This window comes from Streptomyces sp. NPDC093065 (assembly GCF_044754585.1).
Taxonomy (GTDB): domain Bacteria; phylum Actinomycetota; class Actinomycetes; order Streptomycetales; family Streptomycetaceae; genus Streptomyces.
Window position 1 is genome coordinate 207023 of sequence record NZ_JBIVPJ010000014.1, and the last position, 16381, is coordinate 223403.

The 16381-nt window shown below is 72.3% G+C and carries 13 protein-coding genes, 1 tRNA gene and 2 pseudogenes; 6 read left to right on the top strand and 10 right to left on the bottom strand.

Annotated elements, in window-relative coordinates; translation table 11 throughout:
* Nucleotides 1–108 precede the first annotated feature (108 nt).
* From pfkB to ACIQFU_RS24380, 3 genes are all read right to left on the bottom strand, one after another.
* Nucleotides 109–1056 (bottom strand): 1-phosphofructokinase, encoded by a 948-nt coding sequence (gene pfkB, locus ACIQFU_RS24370; protein WP_402554276.1) that lies wholly within the window; start codon nucleotides 1054–1056, stop codon nucleotides 109–111.
* Complete coding sequence (locus ACIQFU_RS24375) at nucleotides 1053–1814, bottom strand: DeoR/GlpR family DNA-binding transcription regulator (RefSeq protein WP_402554277.1); 762 nt, start codon at nucleotides 1812–1814, stop codon at nucleotides 1053–1055. The genes pfkB and ACIQFU_RS24375 overlap by 4 nt, the downstream gene beginning before the upstream one ends.
* Nucleotides 1815–2057: 243 nt before the next feature.
* The gene (locus ACIQFU_RS24380) at nucleotides 2058–3605 is read right to left on the bottom strand and encodes an MFS transporter (RefSeq protein ID WP_402554278.1); all 1548 of its coding nucleotides are present in this window, start codon (nucleotides 3603–3605) and stop codon (nucleotides 2058–2060) included.
* 61 nt (nucleotides 3606–3666) lie between these two features.
* Here ACIQFU_RS24380 and ACIQFU_RS24385 point away from each other — a divergent pair, with 61 nt between their 5' ends.
* Nucleotides 3667–4638, top strand: coding sequence for a helix-turn-helix transcriptional regulator (locus ACIQFU_RS24385; RefSeq protein ID WP_402554279.1), 972 nt, complete (start codon nucleotides 3667–3669; stop codon nucleotides 4636–4638).
* A 166-nt stretch (nucleotides 4639–4804) separates the two neighbouring features.
* On the opposite strand, the gene ACIQFU_RS24390 is transcribed toward ACIQFU_RS24385, so the two are convergent.
* Complete coding sequence (locus ACIQFU_RS24390) at nucleotides 4805–5500, bottom strand: TetR/AcrR family transcriptional regulator (protein WP_402554280.1); 696 nt, start codon at nucleotides 5498–5500, stop codon at nucleotides 4805–4807.
* Between the two features lie 462 nt (nucleotides 5501–5962).
* Entirely contained in the window at nucleotides 5963–6961 is a 999-nt protein-coding gene (locus ACIQFU_RS24395; RefSeq protein ID WP_402554281.1) for an RNA polymerase sigma factor RpoD/SigA, read from the bottom strand.
* 217 nt (nucleotides 6962–7178) lie between these two features.
* Between ACIQFU_RS24395 and ACIQFU_RS24400 the strand changes: the two genes are divergently transcribed.
* Nucleotides 7179–7694, top strand: a complete 516-nt coding sequence (locus ACIQFU_RS24400; protein ID WP_402554282.1) for a GNAT family N-acetyltransferase — start codon at nucleotides 7179–7181, stop codon at nucleotides 7692–7694.
* 74 nt (nucleotides 7695–7768) lie between these two features.
* On the opposite strand, the gene ACIQFU_RS24405 is transcribed toward ACIQFU_RS24400, so the two are convergent.
* Nucleotides 7769–8530 (bottom strand): dioxygenase, encoded by a 762-nt coding sequence (locus ACIQFU_RS24405; protein ID WP_402554294.1) that lies wholly within the window; start codon nucleotides 8528–8530, stop codon nucleotides 7769–7771.
* Nucleotides 8531–8651: 121 nt separating this feature from the next.
* On the opposite strand from ACIQFU_RS24405, the gene ACIQFU_RS24410 reads away from it, so the two are divergent.
* Nucleotides 8652–9143, top strand: a complete 492-nt coding sequence (locus ACIQFU_RS24410; RefSeq protein WP_402554283.1) for a MarR family winged helix-turn-helix transcriptional regulator — start codon at nucleotides 8652–8654, stop codon at nucleotides 9141–9143.
* 109 nt (nucleotides 9144–9252) lie between these two features.
* On the opposite strand, the gene ACIQFU_RS24415 is transcribed toward ACIQFU_RS24410, so the two are convergent.
* Both ACIQFU_RS24415 and ACIQFU_RS24420 read right to left on the bottom strand, forming a co-directional pair.
* Complete coding sequence (locus tag ACIQFU_RS24415; protein ID WP_402554284.1) at nucleotides 9253–10797, bottom strand: MFS transporter; 1545 nt, start codon at nucleotides 10795–10797, stop codon at nucleotides 9253–9255.
* A 170-nt stretch (nucleotides 10798–10967) separates the two neighbouring features.
* Nucleotides 10968–11621, bottom strand: a complete 654-nt coding sequence (locus ACIQFU_RS24420) for a TetR/AcrR family transcriptional regulator (RefSeq protein ID WP_402554285.1) — start codon at nucleotides 11619–11621, stop codon at nucleotides 10968–10970.
* Nucleotides 11622–11942: 321 nt separating this feature from the next.
* Between ACIQFU_RS24420 and ACIQFU_RS24425 the strand changes: the two genes are divergently transcribed.
* The 3 genes from ACIQFU_RS24425 (at nucleotide 11943) to ACIQFU_RS24435 (ending at nucleotide 15073) form a co-directional block, all read left to right on the top strand.
* On the top strand, nucleotides 11943–13241 hold the full coding sequence (locus tag ACIQFU_RS24425; protein WP_402554295.1) for a M6 family metalloprotease domain-containing protein: 1299 nt from the start codon (nucleotides 11943–11945) through the stop codon (nucleotides 13239–13241).
* Between the two features lie 55 nt (nucleotides 13242–13296).
* The gene (locus ACIQFU_RS24430) at nucleotides 13297–14922 is read left to right on the top strand and encodes an IclR family transcriptional regulator C-terminal domain-containing protein (protein WP_402554286.1); all 1626 of its coding nucleotides are present in this window, start codon (nucleotides 13297–13299) and stop codon (nucleotides 14920–14922) included.
* A gap of 78 nt (nucleotides 14923–15000) precedes the next feature.
* Nucleotides 15001–15073, top strand: a tRNA-Arg gene (locus ACIQFU_RS24435).
* Nucleotides 15074–15118: 45 nt separating this feature from the next.
* Here ACIQFU_RS24435 and xerC read toward each other — a convergent pair.
* Nucleotides 15119–16165, bottom strand: a pseudogene (gene xerC, locus ACIQFU_RS24440) (tyrosine recombinase XerC); the annotation flags it as partial.
* Nucleotides 16166–16204: 39 nt separating this feature from the next.
* Nucleotides 16205–16381 (bottom strand): annotated as a pseudogene (locus ACIQFU_RS24445) (IS256 family transposase); the annotation flags it as partial.

The window sequence follows — 16381 nt, forward strand, 5'->3', positions numbered from 1 at the left end:
GCTCGCGTATCGCCCGGAACGTGGGGTGAGGGGCGGGGAGGGGGACGGGGGCACTGCGGTGGGGGCTGGGGACGGCCCCGGGGAGGGAGCCGTGCGCGGGGCGGGGAGTCATGACGCCGGCTCCCCCAGGACGCGGTCCACGGGCACCTCGGCCGTGACGGTCACGGCGGCCGGGTCCAGGTCGTGCGGCGTCGGCATCACGCTGCCGGGCAGCTGGACGGCGGCGGCGCCGTGCGCGACGGCGGAGGCGAGGGCGCCGGGACCGGCACCGCCGGCGACGAGGAACCCGGCGAGGGAGGAGTCCCCGGCGCCGACGTTGCTGCGTACGGCGGCCACGCGGGCGGTGCCGTACCAGGTGCCCGCGTCGTCCACGAGCAGCTGACCGTCGGCGCCCAGGCTGGCGAGCACGGCCCCGGCGCCCAGCTCCCGCAGTTCCTCGGCGGCCTTCACGGCGTCGCCGACCGTGACCAGCGGACGCCCGACGGCCTCGGCCAGTTCCTCGGCGTTCGGCTTGACCACGTCGGGGCGCTCGCGCAGCGCCCGGAGCAGGGCGGGCCCGGAGGTGTCCAGGGCGATGCGGACACCGGCGGCGTGCGCGCGGGCGACCAGGTCGGCGTACCAGGACGGGGCGAGGCCGCGGGGCAGGCTGCCGCAGCAGGCGATCCAGTCCGCGCCGGACGACTGGCGCCGTACGGTCTCCAGGAGGAGTTTGCTCTCCGCCGGGGAGAGTTCGGGGCCCGGCGCGTTGATCTTCGTCAGGACGCCGTCGGACTCGGCGAGCGCGATGTTGGAGCGGGTGGGCCCGGTGATCGGCACCGGCGCGACCTCGATGCCCTGCGCGTCGAGCAGGTCGGCGACGAGAGCGCCCGGTGCCCCGCCCAGCGGCAGCACCGCGACGGTGCGCTGCCCGGCGGCGGTCACCGCGCGCGAGACGTTCACGCCCTTGCCGCCGGGGTCGACCCGCTCGCCGGTGGCGCGGACGACCTCGCCGCGGTCGAGGGACGGCACCTCGTAGGTGCGGTCCAGCGACGGGTTGGGGGTGACGGTCAGGATCATGCGCGTACTACTTCCGTGCCGGCGCGCTCGATGTCGCCCGCGTCCTCGGGGGTCAGTCCGTTGTCGGTGATGAGCAGGTCCACGTCGCCCAGGGCACCGAAGCGGGCGAAGTGCTCCTGCGCGTACTTGGAGGAGTCGGCGAGCAGCACCACGCGCCGTGCGGCGGTCAGGGCGGCGCGCTTGACGGCGGCCTCGGCGAGGTCGGGCGTGGTCAGGCCGTGCTCGACGGAGAAGCCGTTGGCCGCCACCACCGCCACGTCGGCGCGGATCTCGCCGTAGGCGCGCAGCGCCCAGGCGTCCACGGCGGCGCGCGTACGGTGCCGCACGCGCCCTCCGACGATGTGGAGCTGGATGCCGGGGTGGTCGGCGAGGCGGGCCGCGATGGGCAGGCTGTGGGTGACCACGGTCAGCGAGGCCTCCGGCGGGATCGCCGCGGCCATGCGGGCCACCGTGGACCCGGCGTCGAGGATCAGCGTGCCCTCCACCGGGAGTTCCGCGAGGGCCGCCTTGGCGATGCGGTCCTTCTCGTCGGCGGCCGTGGACTCGCGCTCGGCGAGGTCCGGTTCGAAGTCGAGCCGCCCGGCCGGGATCGCGCCACCGTGCACCCGGCGGAGCAGACCGGCCCGGTCGAGCGTCTTGAGGTCGCGGCGGATGGTCTCGGCCGTCACCTGGAACTCCTCGGCCAGCGACACCACGTCCACCCGGCCGCTGTCCCGGGCGAGCCGGAGGATTTCCTGCTGCCGCTCCGGTGCGTACATGACCGTTCACCTCCGACCGTGCCCGAACCTGTGATTTCTCTCGGAGGCTACGCCCGGTTGTCCGGAATGTAAACAAGAAACAGAAACACCCAGACACAAGCAGGCATGAACGGGCATGGTTACGGCACGACGAGGGGCGGACCCGGCGCCCCCGCGCCCGGCCCGCCCCGCCCCGCCCTGTCTCGTCCCGTCCTCATATTGCTTCTGGGTACTGCTTCTGGGCACTGGTACTGGTCCTGGTCCTCAGACCAGCGCGGACTCCTTCTCCTCCGCCGTCTCCTGCGCCCCGGCCCCTTCCACGTGCTGGGCCGGTCGCGCGGGCAGCGCGAACATCAGCAGGAAGATGACGCCCAGCACGCCGGCCACCCAGCCCAGCGCGTTCTGGAAGGCGTCCACGTAGGCGGGGCCGATGCGGGCGGGCGTGAGGTGGTCGCTCATCGCGCCGAAGAAGACCACCGACACCAGCCCGAGACCGAGCGCGTTGCCCATCTGCTGCACGGTGTTGATGAGCCCCGACGCCGCCCCGGCGTGCTCGCGCGGCACCTGGGAGAGCACCGCGTCGGTCAGCGGCGCCACGATCAGGCCCATGCCCAGGCCCATCACGGCCAGCGGCAGTGCCATCTGCCAGGACGTGATGGCGAGCCCGTAGCGCCCGGACTCCCAGACGTAGAGGAGCACTCCGGCCGCCATCACCAGCGCGCCCGCCTGCAGCACCTTGCGCCCGAAGCGCGGGACCAGCTTCTGCACCGACACCCCGGCGGCCGTGGACACGGCGATCGAGAACGGTACGCCGGTCAGCCCGGCCCGCAGCGGTGTCCAGCCGAGGCCCACCTGCATGTACAGCGTCCACACCAGGAAGAAGACGCCGAGTCCGACCCCGAAGACGGTCTGCACGGCGATGCCGGCCGCGAAGCTCTTCACCTTGAACAGCGACAGCTCCACCAGCGGCGACCCGTCCCGCGCGCTCTTGCGCCGCTCGTAGGCCACCAGCACCGCGAGGACCACGACCGAGCCGGCCATCGACAGGTGCCCCCACAGCGGCCAGCCCAGCTCCTCGCCCCGGGTGAGCGGGTAGATCAGCATCAGCAGTCCGAGGGTGACCAGCGCGACCCCGACCAGGTCCAGCCTGAGGGCGCGCGGCGCCTTCGACTCGGTGATGAAGCGGCTGCCGAGGACGAGGCCCGCGATGCCGACCGGCAGGTTGATGAGGAAGATCGGCCGCCATTCGAGCCCGAAGAGGTTCCACTCGGTGAGCAGGGCGCCCAGCAGCGGTCCGGAGACGGCGCCGAGTCCGACGATCGCGCCGAACAGCCCGAAGACCTTGCCGCGTTCGTGCGCCGGGAAGGTGGCGTGCACGATCGACAGCACCTGCGGCACCATCAGCGCCGCCATGCCGCCCTGGAGGATGCGGGAGGCAACCAGCATCTCCGGGTTCGCGGCCAGGCCGCACAGCGCCGAGGCGAGGGTGAAGCCGCCGATGCCGACGAGGAAGATCCGCTTGCGGCCGTGGATGTCGCCGAGCCGCCCGCCGGTGATCAGACCGGCCGCGAAGGCGAGGGCGTACCCGGCGGTGATCCACTGGATCTGGCTGAAGGAGGCGCCCTCGTCCTTCTGGATCGAGGGGATGGCGATGTTGACGATGGTGACGTCTACCAGGTCCATGAACGCCGCGGTCATCACGATCGCGAGCGCGAACCAGCGACGCCGGTCGCCCGCGCCGGTCGCGCCGGTCACGGCGGGGGCGACGGCTGGGACGGGTGCTGCCGGGTCCGGGGTGTGCGTGGAGGTCATGGGAGGAACGTAGAAGGCCAGTAGGCCGGATCATGTCCTAGATCTGCGGCATCCTCGACGCATGACGACGGACACCCCGGCCCGGCTGCTGACGCTCCTCTCGCTCCTCCAGACGCCCCGCGAATGGCCCGGCGGCGAGCTGGCCGAACGGCTCGGGGTCTCCCGGCGCACGATCCGGCGGGACATCGACCGCCTGCGCGAGCTGGGCTACCCGGTACAGGCCACGATGGGCTCCGACGGCGGCTACCGGCTGGTGGCGGGCAAGGCCATGCCGCCGCTCGTGCTCGACGACGAGGAGGCGGTGGCCATCGCGGTCGGGCTGCGGGCCGGCGCCGGGCACGCGGTCGAGGGCCTGGACGAGGCGTCGGTGCGGGCGCTGGCCAAGCTGGAACAGGTGCTGCCCTCCCGGCTGCGGCACCGGGTCACCACGCTCCAGTCCGCGACCACGCCGCTGACCAGCGGGGACGGGCCGAGCATCGCGCCGGAGACGCTGACCGTGATGGCCTCGACGGTGGCCGGGCACGAACGGCTGCGGTTCGCGTACCGCGCGGCGGACGGCACCGAGACGCGGCGCGTGACGGAGCCGTACCGGCTGGTGTCGACGGGGCGGCGCTGGTACCTGGTCGCCTACGACCTCGACCGGGGCGACTGGCGGACCTTCCGGGTCGACCGGGTGAGCGAGCCGTTCGCGACGGGGGCGCGGTTCGCTCCCCGGGAACTGCCGACCGGGGACGCGGCCGAATACCTGCGGCGCTCGATGCAGCGGCGGAACGACTCCTATGAGATCGCCGTCGTCTTCCACGCACCGGCCGAGGCCGTCGCGCCCCTGCTGCCGTACTGGATGGGAGCGCCCGAGCCGGTGGACGGCTGCGCGTCGTGCGTGGTGCGGGCGACCGTGTCCGGTTCCGTGGAGTGGATCGCGGCCCGGCTGGCGACGACCGGGCTGGAGTTCCGGGTCCGGGAGCCGACGGCACTGGTGGAGTGCGTACGGGAGCTGGGCGCACGCCTGGGCCGGGCAGCGGGGGCCGAGTGACCGGCGGCGCCGTTACGGCAACCCCGGCGGCCCATCTCGGGCGGCGCGGGCCGACCTGCCGGCGGCGCCCCTCACCGTGCCGCGGACCGACCGGCCGACGGCACACCCTCACGGCGACCGCGGCATCCCCTCCCGGTGAACCGGGCCAGCCGGCCGGCGGCGCCCCTCACGGTGACGCGGGGCCGTCCCCCCAGTCGAACCCCCGCAGCGTTTCCAGGTTCGACAGCGCCTGCTCCACGGGGCTGCGCGCCCCCTGGGTGGACGACGCCGCCCAGTGCTCCACCGCGACACGGACGGCGGCCCCCGCCACGGCGCCGGCGAAGTGCAGCCGGGGAGCGGCGGCGAGGCGCTCGGCAACGTTGTCGTCCCCGCCGGACATCCGCGCGGCCAGCGCCTCCACCAGCCCCCGTTCCGTGGCGTGGCAGACCTCCGCCCACACCTTGCGCAGCGCCGGACTGCTCCCGGCCAGACGGATGAGGGTGGCCGCCCACTCCCATGAGGACGCCGAGACGCCCGCACCCGGAGTCAGCGTGTGCCGCACGGCGTGTTCCAGGGCCTCTGGCGGGGACAGTTCGGCCGGGGCCTCGCGCACCGCGTGCACCCAGCGTTCGGCGCCCAGCGCGTAGAGCGGGGCGATCGCCTCCTCCTTGGCCGCGAAGTAGCGGTAGAAGGTGCGCGGGGCGACTCCGGCGGCCCTGGCGATGTCCTCGGCCCGGGTGGCCCGCAGTCCCTGGCCGGCGAAGAGGCGGGCCGCCGCACGGGCGATCTCCATGCGGGTCTCGGCCTTGCGCCGCTCGGTCAGGGAGGTCGGTCCCGAAGGCCCCGGTCCGGGGTCGGGAAGTGCTGGAATGGTGCTGCTCACTTCGGCAGGCTATGCCGCTGTGGCAGAATCTGCCATCCGGCGGGCCACCCCGGGGTTCAGGTTCGGGGTGCCCCGCCCTCTCCCGTGCTGCTCCGGCCCGCCGCCGGTCTCCCCGTTGCGGAAGGAGCCGGGCTGCGGCGCCCCGGGGGGGAGGGGCGCCGAGCCCGGCTCGGGAGGTCCCGGCGCCGGGGGGAGTGCGTCGGGACGTGGTCCAGTGTGCTGTGTCACCGGGGCGCGGTGCGAGCCGTTGCCCGGAAGGCCGGTCCCCGGGGGAAACGGGCCGGGCGAACGGGCCGGACAAAGGGCTCGAACGTCTCTTGCCCGGCCCCGGCGGGTTGAAGCAGCGTTGTACGGCCATGTTTGCGCCGGGTTCAGCACCCGGCGTACGCCCCACCCGCCACGTCACGCCCCCGTGTCACGCGCCGGCCGGGCCGCGCGGCCCGGCCGTCACCTCCGGCGACGTTACGCGGCCGCCTCGAAGCCGGTGTCGCGGGCCAGCTTCTTCAGCTCCAGCAGCGCGTGCTTCTCGATCTGGCGGATGCGCTCGCGCGTGAGGCCGTGCTCCTTGCCGACTTCGGTGAGCGTGCGCTCGCGGCCGTCGTCGATGCCGTACCGCATCTTGATGATGGAGGCCGTGCGCGGGTCGAGGCGGCCGATGAGGTCGTCCAGTTCCTCGCTGCGCAGCAGGGTCAGCACCGACTGCTCGGGCGACACGGCCGAGGTGTCCTCCAGCAGGTCGCCGAACTGGGTCTCGCCCTCGTCGTCCACCGACATGTTCAGCGAGACCGGGTCGCGGGCCCAGTCGAGCACGTCGGTGACGCGCTCCGGGTTCGAGCCCAGCTCGGCCGCGATCTCGGCGGGCTCCGGCTCGCGCCCGTGCTCGCGGTTGAACTCGCGCTGCACGCGCCGGATCCGGCCCAGCTCCTCCACCAGGTGGACGGGCAGCCGGATGGTGCGCGACTGGTCGGCGATGGAGCGGGTGATGGCCTGACGGATCCACCAGGTCGCGTACGTCGAGAACTTGAAGCCCTTGCGGTAGTCGAACTTCTCGACCGCGCGGACCAGACCGGCGTTGCCCTCCTGGATCAGGTCGAGGAGCGGCAGACCGCTGCGGGGGTAGCGGCGGGCGACCGCGACGACCAGGCGGAGGTTGGAGCGGATGAAGACGTCCTTCGCCCGCTCGCCCTCGTCGATCAGGGCCTGGAGCTCCTCACGGGTGGCGTCCGCCCCGGTCTCCTCGTAGCCTTCGAGGACCTGCCGCGCGAACACACCCGCCTCGATGGTCTGGGACAGCTCGACCTCCTTGGCGGCGTCGAGCAGTGGTGTCCGGGCGATCTCGTCGAGGTACATGCCGACCAGATCGCGGTCGGCGAGCTCGCCGCCGTTCGCGCGGACGCTGGTTGCCGAGCCGGAGGTCTCGCCGGTGGCGGACTTACGACGGGCGACGGCACGGGTTGCCATGCGTGCTCCCTTGCGATGGTGGTTCAGCGGGTGGTCCTGTGGACGCTCGGGCGCCTTGCGGAGGTTGTCTCCGGTGTCTCCGGTCCCTGTCGGGACTCTCCTCGGGTGCCCTGCATCCGATGGAAACAACGACTGGAATCCGGACAGAATTCCCAACCCGCCCCTCGATTTTTCTGATCATGCAGTACCCTGTGCCGCCACACGAGGAGGGGCGAGGATGCCGGGAACCGCCGAGGTCCAGGTCAGACCGGGAGCCGAGGAGGATCTCAAGGCACTCACCGACCTCTACAACCACTTCGTACGTGAGACGCCCATCACGTTCGACACCGAGCCGTTCACCCCGGAAGAGCGCCGCCCTTGGCTGCCCTCCCACCCTGAAGACGGCCCTTACCGGCTCAGGGTTGCCGCGGACGCGGACTCACAGGAGATTCTGGGGTACGCCACATCCAGCCCCTTCCGCGCGAAACCCGCCTACGGGACGTCGGTGGAGACCACCGTCTACGTCGCCCCGGGGGCCGGCGGCCGCGGCATCGGCTCGCTCCTCTACACGTCCCTCTTCGACGCCCTGGCCGGCGAGGACCTGCACCGGGCCTACGCGGCCGTCGCCCAGCCCAACGAGGCATCGGGGCGACTGTACGCGCGCTTCGGCTTCCGGCACGTCGGCACGTACCGGGAGGTGGGCCGCAAGTTCGGGCGGTACTGGGACGTGGCCTGGTACGAGAGGCCGCTCTAGCCTCACCGCTCCCGCGCGGCCGGCCCCGGCACTCAACCGGCCGGCCCCGGCACTCAACCGGCCGGCCCCGGCGCTCAGCCGAACTGCACCGAGCGCTTGGCCAGCCCCATCCAGAACCCGTCGATCACCGACCGCCGCAGGTCCAGCTCGCCGGCCGCGTCCGCCGCACCCATGGTGACGAACAGCGGGGCGAAGTGCTCGGTGCGCGGATGGGCGAGCCGCCCCGCCGGGGACTTGCGGGCGAAGTCGAGCAGCCCGTCCACGTCCCCGCCCTCCAGCGCGCGCTTCCCCCAGTCGTCGAACTCCGCCGACCAGGAGGGGATGCCGCCCTGGCGCAGCGCGGCCAGGTTGTGGGTGAAGAACCCGGAGCCGATGATCAGCACGCCCTCGTCGCGCAGCGGCGCGAGCCTGCGGCCGATCTCCATGAGCCGCGCCGGGTCGAGGGTCGGCATGGAGACCTGGAGGACCGGAATGTCGGCGCCCGGGTACATCTCGACCAGCGGCACGTAGGCGCCGTGGTCGAGGCCGCGGTCGGGGACGTCCTGCACCGGCGTGCCGGGGGCGCGCAGCAGCTTGCGTACGGACTCGGCGAGCGCGGGGGCGCCGGGGGCCTCGTAGCGCACCTGGTAGTAGTGCTCCGGGAAGCCCCAGAAGTCGTAGACCAGGGGGACGGTCCGGGTGGCGCCGAGGGCGAGCGGGGCCTCCTCCCAGTGGGCGGAGACGACGAGGATCGCCTTGGGGCGGGGCAGGCCGGCGGACCAGGCGGCGAGCTCGTCCGGCCAGACGGGGTCGTCGGCGAGGGGTGGGGCGCCGTGACTGAGGTAGAGGGCGGGCATGCGTTCCGGCAGGGCGGTGGTCATGGCGGGTGCTCCAATACTTGAACTCTCAATCTTTACGTGCCGTCAATCTACCCCCTGTTTGTTTAACATTCAAGGAACCGTCTCGTACAGTGGACGCATGAACGACGAACCCCGATGGCTCACCGCCGAGGAGCAGCTCGTCTGGCGCTCCTACATCGAGGCCGCCACCCTCCTCGAGGACCACCTCGACCGGCAGCTCCAGCGCGACGCGGGCATGCCCCACGTCTACTACGGCCTGCTGGTCAAGCTGGCCGAGTCACCGCGCCGTCGGCTGCGGATGACGGAGCTGGCCAAGTACGCGAAGATCACCCGCTCCCGGCTCTCGCACGCGGTCGCCCGGCTGGAGAAGAACGGCTGGGTCCGCCGCGAGGACTGCCCCTCCGACAAGCGCGGCCAGTTCGCCATCCTCACGGACGAGGGCCACGAGGTGCTGCGCCGCACCGCACCGGGCCATGTGAACGCCGTACGCCAGGCGGTCTTCGACCGGCTGACCCCGGAACAGCAGGAGTCCCTCGGCGAGATCATGCGGATCGTCGCCGAGGGACTTCAGCCGAGCGAAGCGGGTGCGGACCTGCCCTGGCTGCGCTGAGCGCGCGGCCGGGCAGCCGGGGCAGGTCCGGGGGAACCGTGCGAGCGGGGCGTCCCCTCCCCGAGCGCACGGGTGGAACAGGAGCCCGAGCGGGTTGGCGGGGTGGGCGTCAGTGGGCGACGACCGGCACCCGCAGCTCGTCCTCGGCCTCGTCGGCCGTACCGGAACCGGTGACGGCGGGACCGCCCGGCCGCCCGGCGTTGACGAGGGTCAGGGCGATCGCGGCCGCCACGACCAGGATGCCGACGGCGAACCAGATCGCGCTGGTGTAGCCCTGTACCTGGCCCTGCAGCTGGACCAGCTGCTGCTGGGACCGGGAGGACGCGCCCTGGATGTGGTCGGCGATGTAAGACGTGGTCGCCGAGGCGGCGATCGTGTTCAGCAGGGCCGTGCCGATCGCGCCGCCCACCTGCTGCGAGGTGTTGACCATCGCGGAGGCGACACCGGCGTCCCGCGGCTCCACGCCCATGGTGGCCATGGACATCGCCGGCATGAACGCCGTACCCATGCCGAGGCCGAGCAGGAGCATGCCGGGCAGCAGCACACCGGCGTAGGAGGTGTCGACCTCCAGCTGGGTCAGGAACAGCATGCCGACCGCCGCGACCAGGAAGCCGGGGCCCATCAGCAGCCGGGGAGCGACCCGGGTCATCAGGCGGGCGCCGATCTGGGTGGAGCCCGTGATCATGCCCGCGATCATCGGCAGGAACGCGAAGCCGGTCTTCACCGGCGTGTAGCCCTTCACGATCTGCAGGTAGTAGGTCAGGAAGAGGAACAGGCCGAACATCGCGATGATGGCCAGGCCCAGCGAGAGGTAGATACCGCCCCGGTTGCGCTCGGTGATCACGCGCAGCGGCAGCAGCGGGGCCTTGACCCGGGACTCGACGAGCACGAAGGCCAGCAGCAGCACGGCCGAGCCGACGAACATGCCGACCGTCACGGCGTCGCTCCAGCCGTTGGACTCGGCGCGGGTGAAGCCGTAGACGAGCGCGACCAGACCGAGGGTGGACAGGATCACGCCGGGGATGTCGAGCGGCGAGCGGTTGCGGCCGCCCTTCGGCTCACGGATGACCAGGTACGCGCCGGCCGCGGCGACGATGGCGAACGGGATGTTGACGAAGAACGTCCAGCGCCAGTTCAGGTACTCGGTGAGGAAACCGCCGAGGATCAGACCCACGGCGCCACCGCCACCGGCGATCGCACCGTAGATGCCGAAGGCCTTGGCGCGCTCCTTGGCGTCCGTGAACATCACGGCGAGCAGGGAGAGCGCGGCGGGCGCGAGCAGGGCGCCGAAGACGCCCTGGAGGGCGCGGGAGCCGAACATCATCGCCTCGTTGGTGGCCGCGCCGCCGAGCGCGGAGGCGACGGCGAAGCCGGCCAGACCGAGGACGAAGGTGCGCTTGCGGCCCCACAGGTCGGCTATCCGGCCGCCGAACAGCAGCAGACCGCCGAAGGCGAGGGCGTAGGCCGTGACGACCCACTGCCGGTTGCCGTCGGAGATGCCGAGGTCCTGCTGTGCGGAGGGCAGGGCGATGTTCACGATGGTGGCGTCGAGGACCACCATCAGCTGGGCGAGCGCGATGAAGACCAGCGCTTTCCAGCGGCCGGCGTCCGGGGCGTCGGTGACGCCGGAGGCCTTGACGGCTGATTGAGACATGGGGATACCCACTTCGGACTTCGTGACGGAAAAAGATGAGAAAAGGGACGTCTGGAACCACGACGACGGGTGCTGCCGGCAAGGTGGCCGGTGAGACCTCGACGTCTTGGGTGGAACGGCTGGAACGGCTGGAACGGTCGTGACTGGCGCGACCGGAGGAAGTGGCGGAACTACTGGTCGCAGGGCCGGCGCAGATCCTCCAGGGTCACGGCCGCGCCCGGCAGGGCGGAGCGGGCCGGAGCCCGCAGCCCGTCCAGGAACAGCTGCAGATGGCGATGGACGAACCGGTCGGCGCTCACGCACCCTGTACCGGCCGGGGGCCGGCTGAGCTGGGCGGCGGCGATCATCAGGTCGCCCACGCCCACGTCGCCCCGGAGCTGACCGGCCGCCTTCGCCCGGTCCATGACCTCGGTGACGAGCCGTTCGACCCGTTCACGCGCCGCTTCCAGGTCGGGGTGGTGCTCGTCGAACGTGCTGGACACCATGGGACACAGCGCGCTGATGCGCTCGTCGGCGGAGGCGTGCACGAAGCGCTCCAGCGCCTCGAACGCGTCCCCGGTCTCCTCGAGCGCCAGCTCGGCCGCCCGTGCCGTACGGTCCATGACCGAGCAGACGACCTCGCGGACGAGGGCGTCGCGGTCGGGGAAGTTGCGGTACACCGTGGCGTTGCCGACGCCGGCCCGGCGGGCGACGTCGTCGAGCGGCACGTCGGGGCCGTGCTCGACGAACATCTCCCGGGCGGCGGCGACGATGCGCTCCCGATTGCGCAGAGCATCGGCGCGGGGCCGGGTCACCTTGCGCTGGTCGGGGATCGCGGTCTGCACGGCGTACTCCTTTGGTCTGTGAGGTGTGTGGCGCCTGCGAGGTTGGTGTGCGGCTCCACTGGTTTCGCGATCCGGGGAGGGAATCCCCGTTTCGCTCGGACACAGGTCTAAACGGGGAAACGATCCCCGGTTATTTCCCGCCACCGAAGAACTTTCCCGTGACCTGGATCACACCGGAATGGGGGCTGTCCCCCGGTCGGTGGCTACCGGCGAGAAACCCACGATCGGCCTCTCCAGCGCGCGCCCGCCCACCCGGCGGCACAGGGTGAGCCCATGGGCGCAGCCGGTGTCGGGCGGCTGCCGTGGCACGGGGAGGTCCGCATGCAGCCGCACGGGCAGGTGCAGCCGCCGAGCCGCCGCATACGCCCGCGCCGGCTGGCCGCGGCCGGGACCGTCGCCGTCCTGACCCTCGCGCTCAGCACCTCGGCCGGCACCGGCCGGCTCGCACCCGGCACCTCGACCGCGGGCCCCAACCCCGCCGCCCTCTCCCGCTCCGCCGCGCACGGCCCCTGCATGATCAGCGGCGGCCCCGAGATCCAGATGTCCGAGGGCGTGCCCACCTCCACCGGCTACGCCCGCTCGACCGGCACCGTCCGCGCCCTCACCCTGATGATCGACTTCTCCGACGCGCCCGGGGAGGGCAAGGCGCTCGACCGGTACGCGGAGTTCTTCCCGAAGACCGAGGAATGGTTCCGCACCAGCAGCTACGGCCGCCTCGACTACCGCCCCGAAACCCCGATCCGGGACTGGCTCCGGATGCCCAAGTCCTTCGCGGAGTACGGCATAGAACGCGGCGCCCCCTTCGAACCCGGCTACCGCAAACTGGTCCAGGACCTGGTCGCGGCGGCCGACCCGAAGGTCGACTTCCGCTCGTACGACCTCGTGAACGTCCTGGTCACCCCGAACGCGGGCCCCTCCGCCCTGGACACGGTCCTGTCCGTGACCTTCGCCGGGAACCAGGAGGCCCCGGTCGCCGACGGCGTCCCCGTGGCCAACGCCTCCTTCGTCTACTCCCGCCAGGACGACGGCTCCGGCTCCTACGGCGAGACGGGCTACCGGGTCCTCCCGCACGAGAACGGCCACGTCTTCGGCCTCCCCGACCTCTACACCCAGGAGGGCGGCGGAGCCGTCGGCCACTGGGACATCATGAGCGAGGACTGGGGCGCCAACAACGACCTCCTCGGCTGGCACAAGTGGAAGCTGGGCTGGCTCGACCGCACACAGGTGCACTGCGCGTCCGCGCCCGGGACGACCGAGTACACACTCACCCCGCTGGCCCGCAAGGGCGGCGACAAGCTGGTCGTCCTCCCGCTGAGCGGCACGTCCGGCTACGCGGTCGAACTGCGCACCCGCGAGGGCAACGACGAGACGGTGTGCCGGCCCGGCGTACTGATCTACAAGATCGACGCGGACGTGGACACCGGGATGGGCCCGGTACGGGTCTACGACTCCCGGCGCGACAGCGGCGGCTGCACCCGCAGCCCCAACGTCCACGCCGAACTCTCGGACGCCGCCTTCACCGAGGGCGAGACCTTCAAGGACCCGCGCAAGGGCGTCACGATCAAGGTGACGGGCAAAGACGGGACGGGAGACGTACGGGTACGGGTCACTCGGAAGTGACGGGGCGGGCGGGCTACCGTGGGCGCCCCGCCGTGATCGCCGTACCGGAGAGTCGATGCCCGCCCACACCACTCACGTCACCCAGGCCGCGGCGGTCACCCCGGCCGAAGCGGTCGCACCGGCCGAAGCGGTCGCACCGGCCGAGGCAGTCGCGCCCCTCCTGCGCGGCATCGCCGTTCTCCGCCGGCTGACCGAGGCGAGCGACGGCACCCTCAGCCTCAGCGCCCTGGAGAAGACCACCGGCCTGGCCCGCTCCACGGTCGACCGCCTCACCGGGACCCTCGCCCGCATGGGCTACGTCCGCCTGGACGGCCGCGACGTGACCCTGGCCCCCCGCCTGATGGAACTGGGCAACGCCTACCTCGCCGCCCTCCGCCTCCCCGACCTGCTCTCCGCCCGCGCCGACGCCCTGGCCGACGAACTCGACGAGTCCGTGTCGCTGGCGGTCGGCGACCGCGACGGCATCCGCTTCATCCACCAGGCCACCCGCCGCCGCGCCATGTCCCTGAGCTTCCGCATCGGCGACCTGCTCCCGGCCGAACGCACGGCCCCCGGCCCCCTCTTCGCCACGGAGTGGACGGCCCCCGACTGGGACCACTGGCGGCAGCGCCGGACCACGGACCCGCAGGACCACGCCTTCCCCGCCGTACCACCCCGCCAAAACCCCACCCCGGACGAGGACTTCACCCTCCGTACGTCCGCCGCGGCGACCGACGACTACGCCCTGGACGACCAGCTGATCGAACCGGGCCTGGTGGCGGTCTCGGTCCCCGTACGGGACCCGGGCACCGGCCGACTGGCCTGCGTGGCGAGCGTGGTGAGCCACACCAGCCGCCACACGGCACCGGAACTGCGCACGGCCCTGCTCCCCCGCCTGCGCGCGGCGGTCACGGCGATGGAGGACGACCTGCGCACCTCCTCTCCCCCGGCCCCGGGCCCGCCCCGGGCTGGCCTGGCCACCTGGACGGGAGCGTCGAAACAGGAACTGGGCCGGGAGTTCGTGGAGTCCCTGGCCCGCGGCCTGACGGTACTGACCGCCTTCGGCGAGGGCCGCTCGGCGCTCACCCTCACCCAGGTCGCCAAGGCGACGGGCCTGGCCCGGGCCACCGCACGCAGGGCCCTGATCACTCTCACGCACGCGGGCCTGGTGACCCCGGCCCCCGACGCCACCTTCACCCTCACCCCCCGGGTCCTGTCCCTCGGCTTCCCACCCCTCTCCCGCACCTCCCTCCCCGAGATCGCCCAGCCCCACCTCACCGCCCTCGCCGACCGCGTCCACGAGTCGACGTCCCTCGCCGTCCTGTCGGCCTCGGGCGACGAGATCCAGTACACGGCCCGGGCCTCCGCGCCCCACGTCCTGAGCGCCCGGGTCACACTCGGCACCCGCCTCCCGGCCCAGTCGACGGCACTGGGCCGCGTCCTGCTGGCCTCCCCCGACACCCGGGCGCGGGGCTACGCCCTGGTCGACGAGGAACTGGAGGCCGGCCTGCGCGCAGTCGCGGTCCCGGTACGCGACCGCACGGGCGCAGTGGTGGCAGCACTGAACGTGGCCATGCACGCCGCGCGCCGCACGACCGCGGCCTGCGAAACGGAAATCCTCCCTGAGCTGTCCCGGACGGCGGGCGACATCGAGGCAGACCTCCGCGTAGCGGGCCGCTTCGTCCACGTCCCCCCGACATGACCCACACCCCGGGCCCCCCACCACCCCCGCCCCCGATCCGCTAACCTGTTGTCACCGCCGCCCACAGCGGCACGCCCCGCCTTCGTAGCTCAGGGGATAGAGCACCGCTCTCCTAAAGCGGGTGTCGCAGGTTCGAATCCTGCCGGGGGCACTAAACGCATGGCCCTGACCTGGGGTTTTTCCTCAGGGAAGGGGCCTACTCGGCCCCGGACGTCCCGTCCGGGGCCGTTTGCGTGCGCGCTGCGTGAGCGGACGGGGTGGCAGCCCCCGAAATATCCCCCAACCGATCAGCACCATCCGGCACGGCGCGAGGGGCGCGTGCACGCGGGACGAGACGGGCCGCAGCCTCGGCGATCGCAAGATCCGCCTCGGGAAGCAGACTCGTGTACGTGTCCGCTGTGATGGTGATCGAGGAGTGGCCGAGCATCTCCTGGATGTCCTTCAGATCGGCACCGGCCTCGTGGGCGAGGGTCGCCGCACCGTGGCGCAGATCGTGGAGCCGGACCGGCGGGAGGCCGATCTCCTCGTACAGCTCGATGAAGCGGCGGGTGACGTTGGCGGGGTGGAGCAGTTCCCCGTTCTCCCGCGTGAAGACGCGTCCGGTCTCCACCCAGGCGGTCCCCCACTTTTCACGCTCTTCATCCTGCCGAGCGCGGTGCTGGCGCAGGACCTCTACCGTGTCCGCGTCCAGGGCGATGGTGCGCGCACCCGCGTCGGTCTTGGGCTCGTCCTCGTAGACCTCCCAGCCGTCGACAACGAGCTGCTTGGCGACGGTGAGGAGACCCGCGTCCAGGTGGGTGTCGGTCCACTTCTGCCCGCACGCCTCCCCACGCCGGAGCCCGCGGAACGCGATCAGGTGGAACAGGGCGTACAGCCGGTCGTCCGCCGCGTGGTCGAGGAAGAGGCCGGTGTGCTCCGGCGTCCAGACCATGACGGACGAGGACTTCTCGCCGGTGCGCTGCCAGTGCAGGACCCGTTCCTCGGTCCACACGAGCGCCTTGGGTCGCTTGCCCGCTTCCAGTTCGACGTGCGCGGCCGGATTGAAGGTGATCATCTGCTGCGCGATCGCGGAGTTCAGAGCCGCGCGCAGGGTGGAGCGAACGCGCTGGCGCGTCGCCGGCCCGACGATGCGGCGGTACGGCTCCATGTCGGCGATGGCCGCCTTCATCACCTTGCGGCGGGCGCGCGGCTCGCGCCCCTTCCACGGGATGCGGGCCAGGTCCTCGAACGCCTTGCGCCGGGCGGGTCTGTCAAACGAGCGGTGTAACCAGGGTGGTTGGGGTTACTGGCGGGCCGCCGTCAGGCGGCCGTCGAAGGTGATGTCGAAGGCGTTCAGGGCGGTCTTCCAGCGCATGGTCCAGCGGGCCTGTCCCTTGCCGGTGGGGTCGAGAGACATGATCGCCATGTAGACGCATTTCAGGGCGGCCTGCTCGTTGGGGAAGTGGCCGCGGGCCTTGAC

Coding starts and splice junctions, on each gene's coding strand:
- pfkB (WP_402554276.1), bottom strand. CDS start 1,056: ATGATCCTGACCGTCACCCCCAACCCGTCGCTGGACCGCACCTACGAG.
- ACIQFU_RS24375 (WP_402554277.1), bottom strand. CDS start 1,814: ATGTACGCACCGGAGCGGCAGCAGGAAATCCTCCGGCTCGCCCGGGAC.
- ACIQFU_RS24380 (WP_402554278.1), bottom strand. CDS start 3,605: ATGACCTCCACGCACACCCCGGACCCGGCAGCACCCGTCCCAGCCGTC.
- ACIQFU_RS24385 (WP_402554279.1), top strand. CDS start 3,667: ATGACGACGGACACCCCGGCCCGGCTGCTGACGCTCCTCTCGCTCCTC.
- ACIQFU_RS24395 (WP_402554281.1), bottom strand. CDS start 6,961: ATGGCAACCCGTGCCGTCGCCCGTCGTAAGTCCGCCACCGGCGAGACC.
- ACIQFU_RS24400 (WP_402554282.1), top strand. CDS start 7,179: ATGCCGGGAACCGCCGAGGTCCAGGTCAGACCGGGAGCCGAGGAGGAT.
- ACIQFU_RS24405 (WP_402554294.1), bottom strand. CDS start 8,530: ATGCCCGCCCTCTACCTCAGTCACGGCGCCCCACCCCTCGCCGACGAC.
- ACIQFU_RS24410 (WP_402554283.1), top strand. CDS start 8,652: ATGAACGACGAACCCCGATGGCTCACCGCCGAGGAGCAGCTCGTCTGG.
- ACIQFU_RS24415 (WP_402554284.1), bottom strand. CDS start 10,797: ATGTCTCAATCAGCCGTCAAGGCCTCCGGCGTCACCGACGCCCCGGAC.
- ACIQFU_RS24425 (WP_402554295.1), top strand. CDS start 11,943: ATGCAGCCGCACGGGCAGGTGCAGCCGCCGAGCCGCCGCATACGCCCG.
- ACIQFU_RS24430 (WP_402554286.1), top strand. CDS start 13,297: ATGCCCGCCCACACCACTCACGTCACCCAGGCCGCGGCGGTCACCCCG.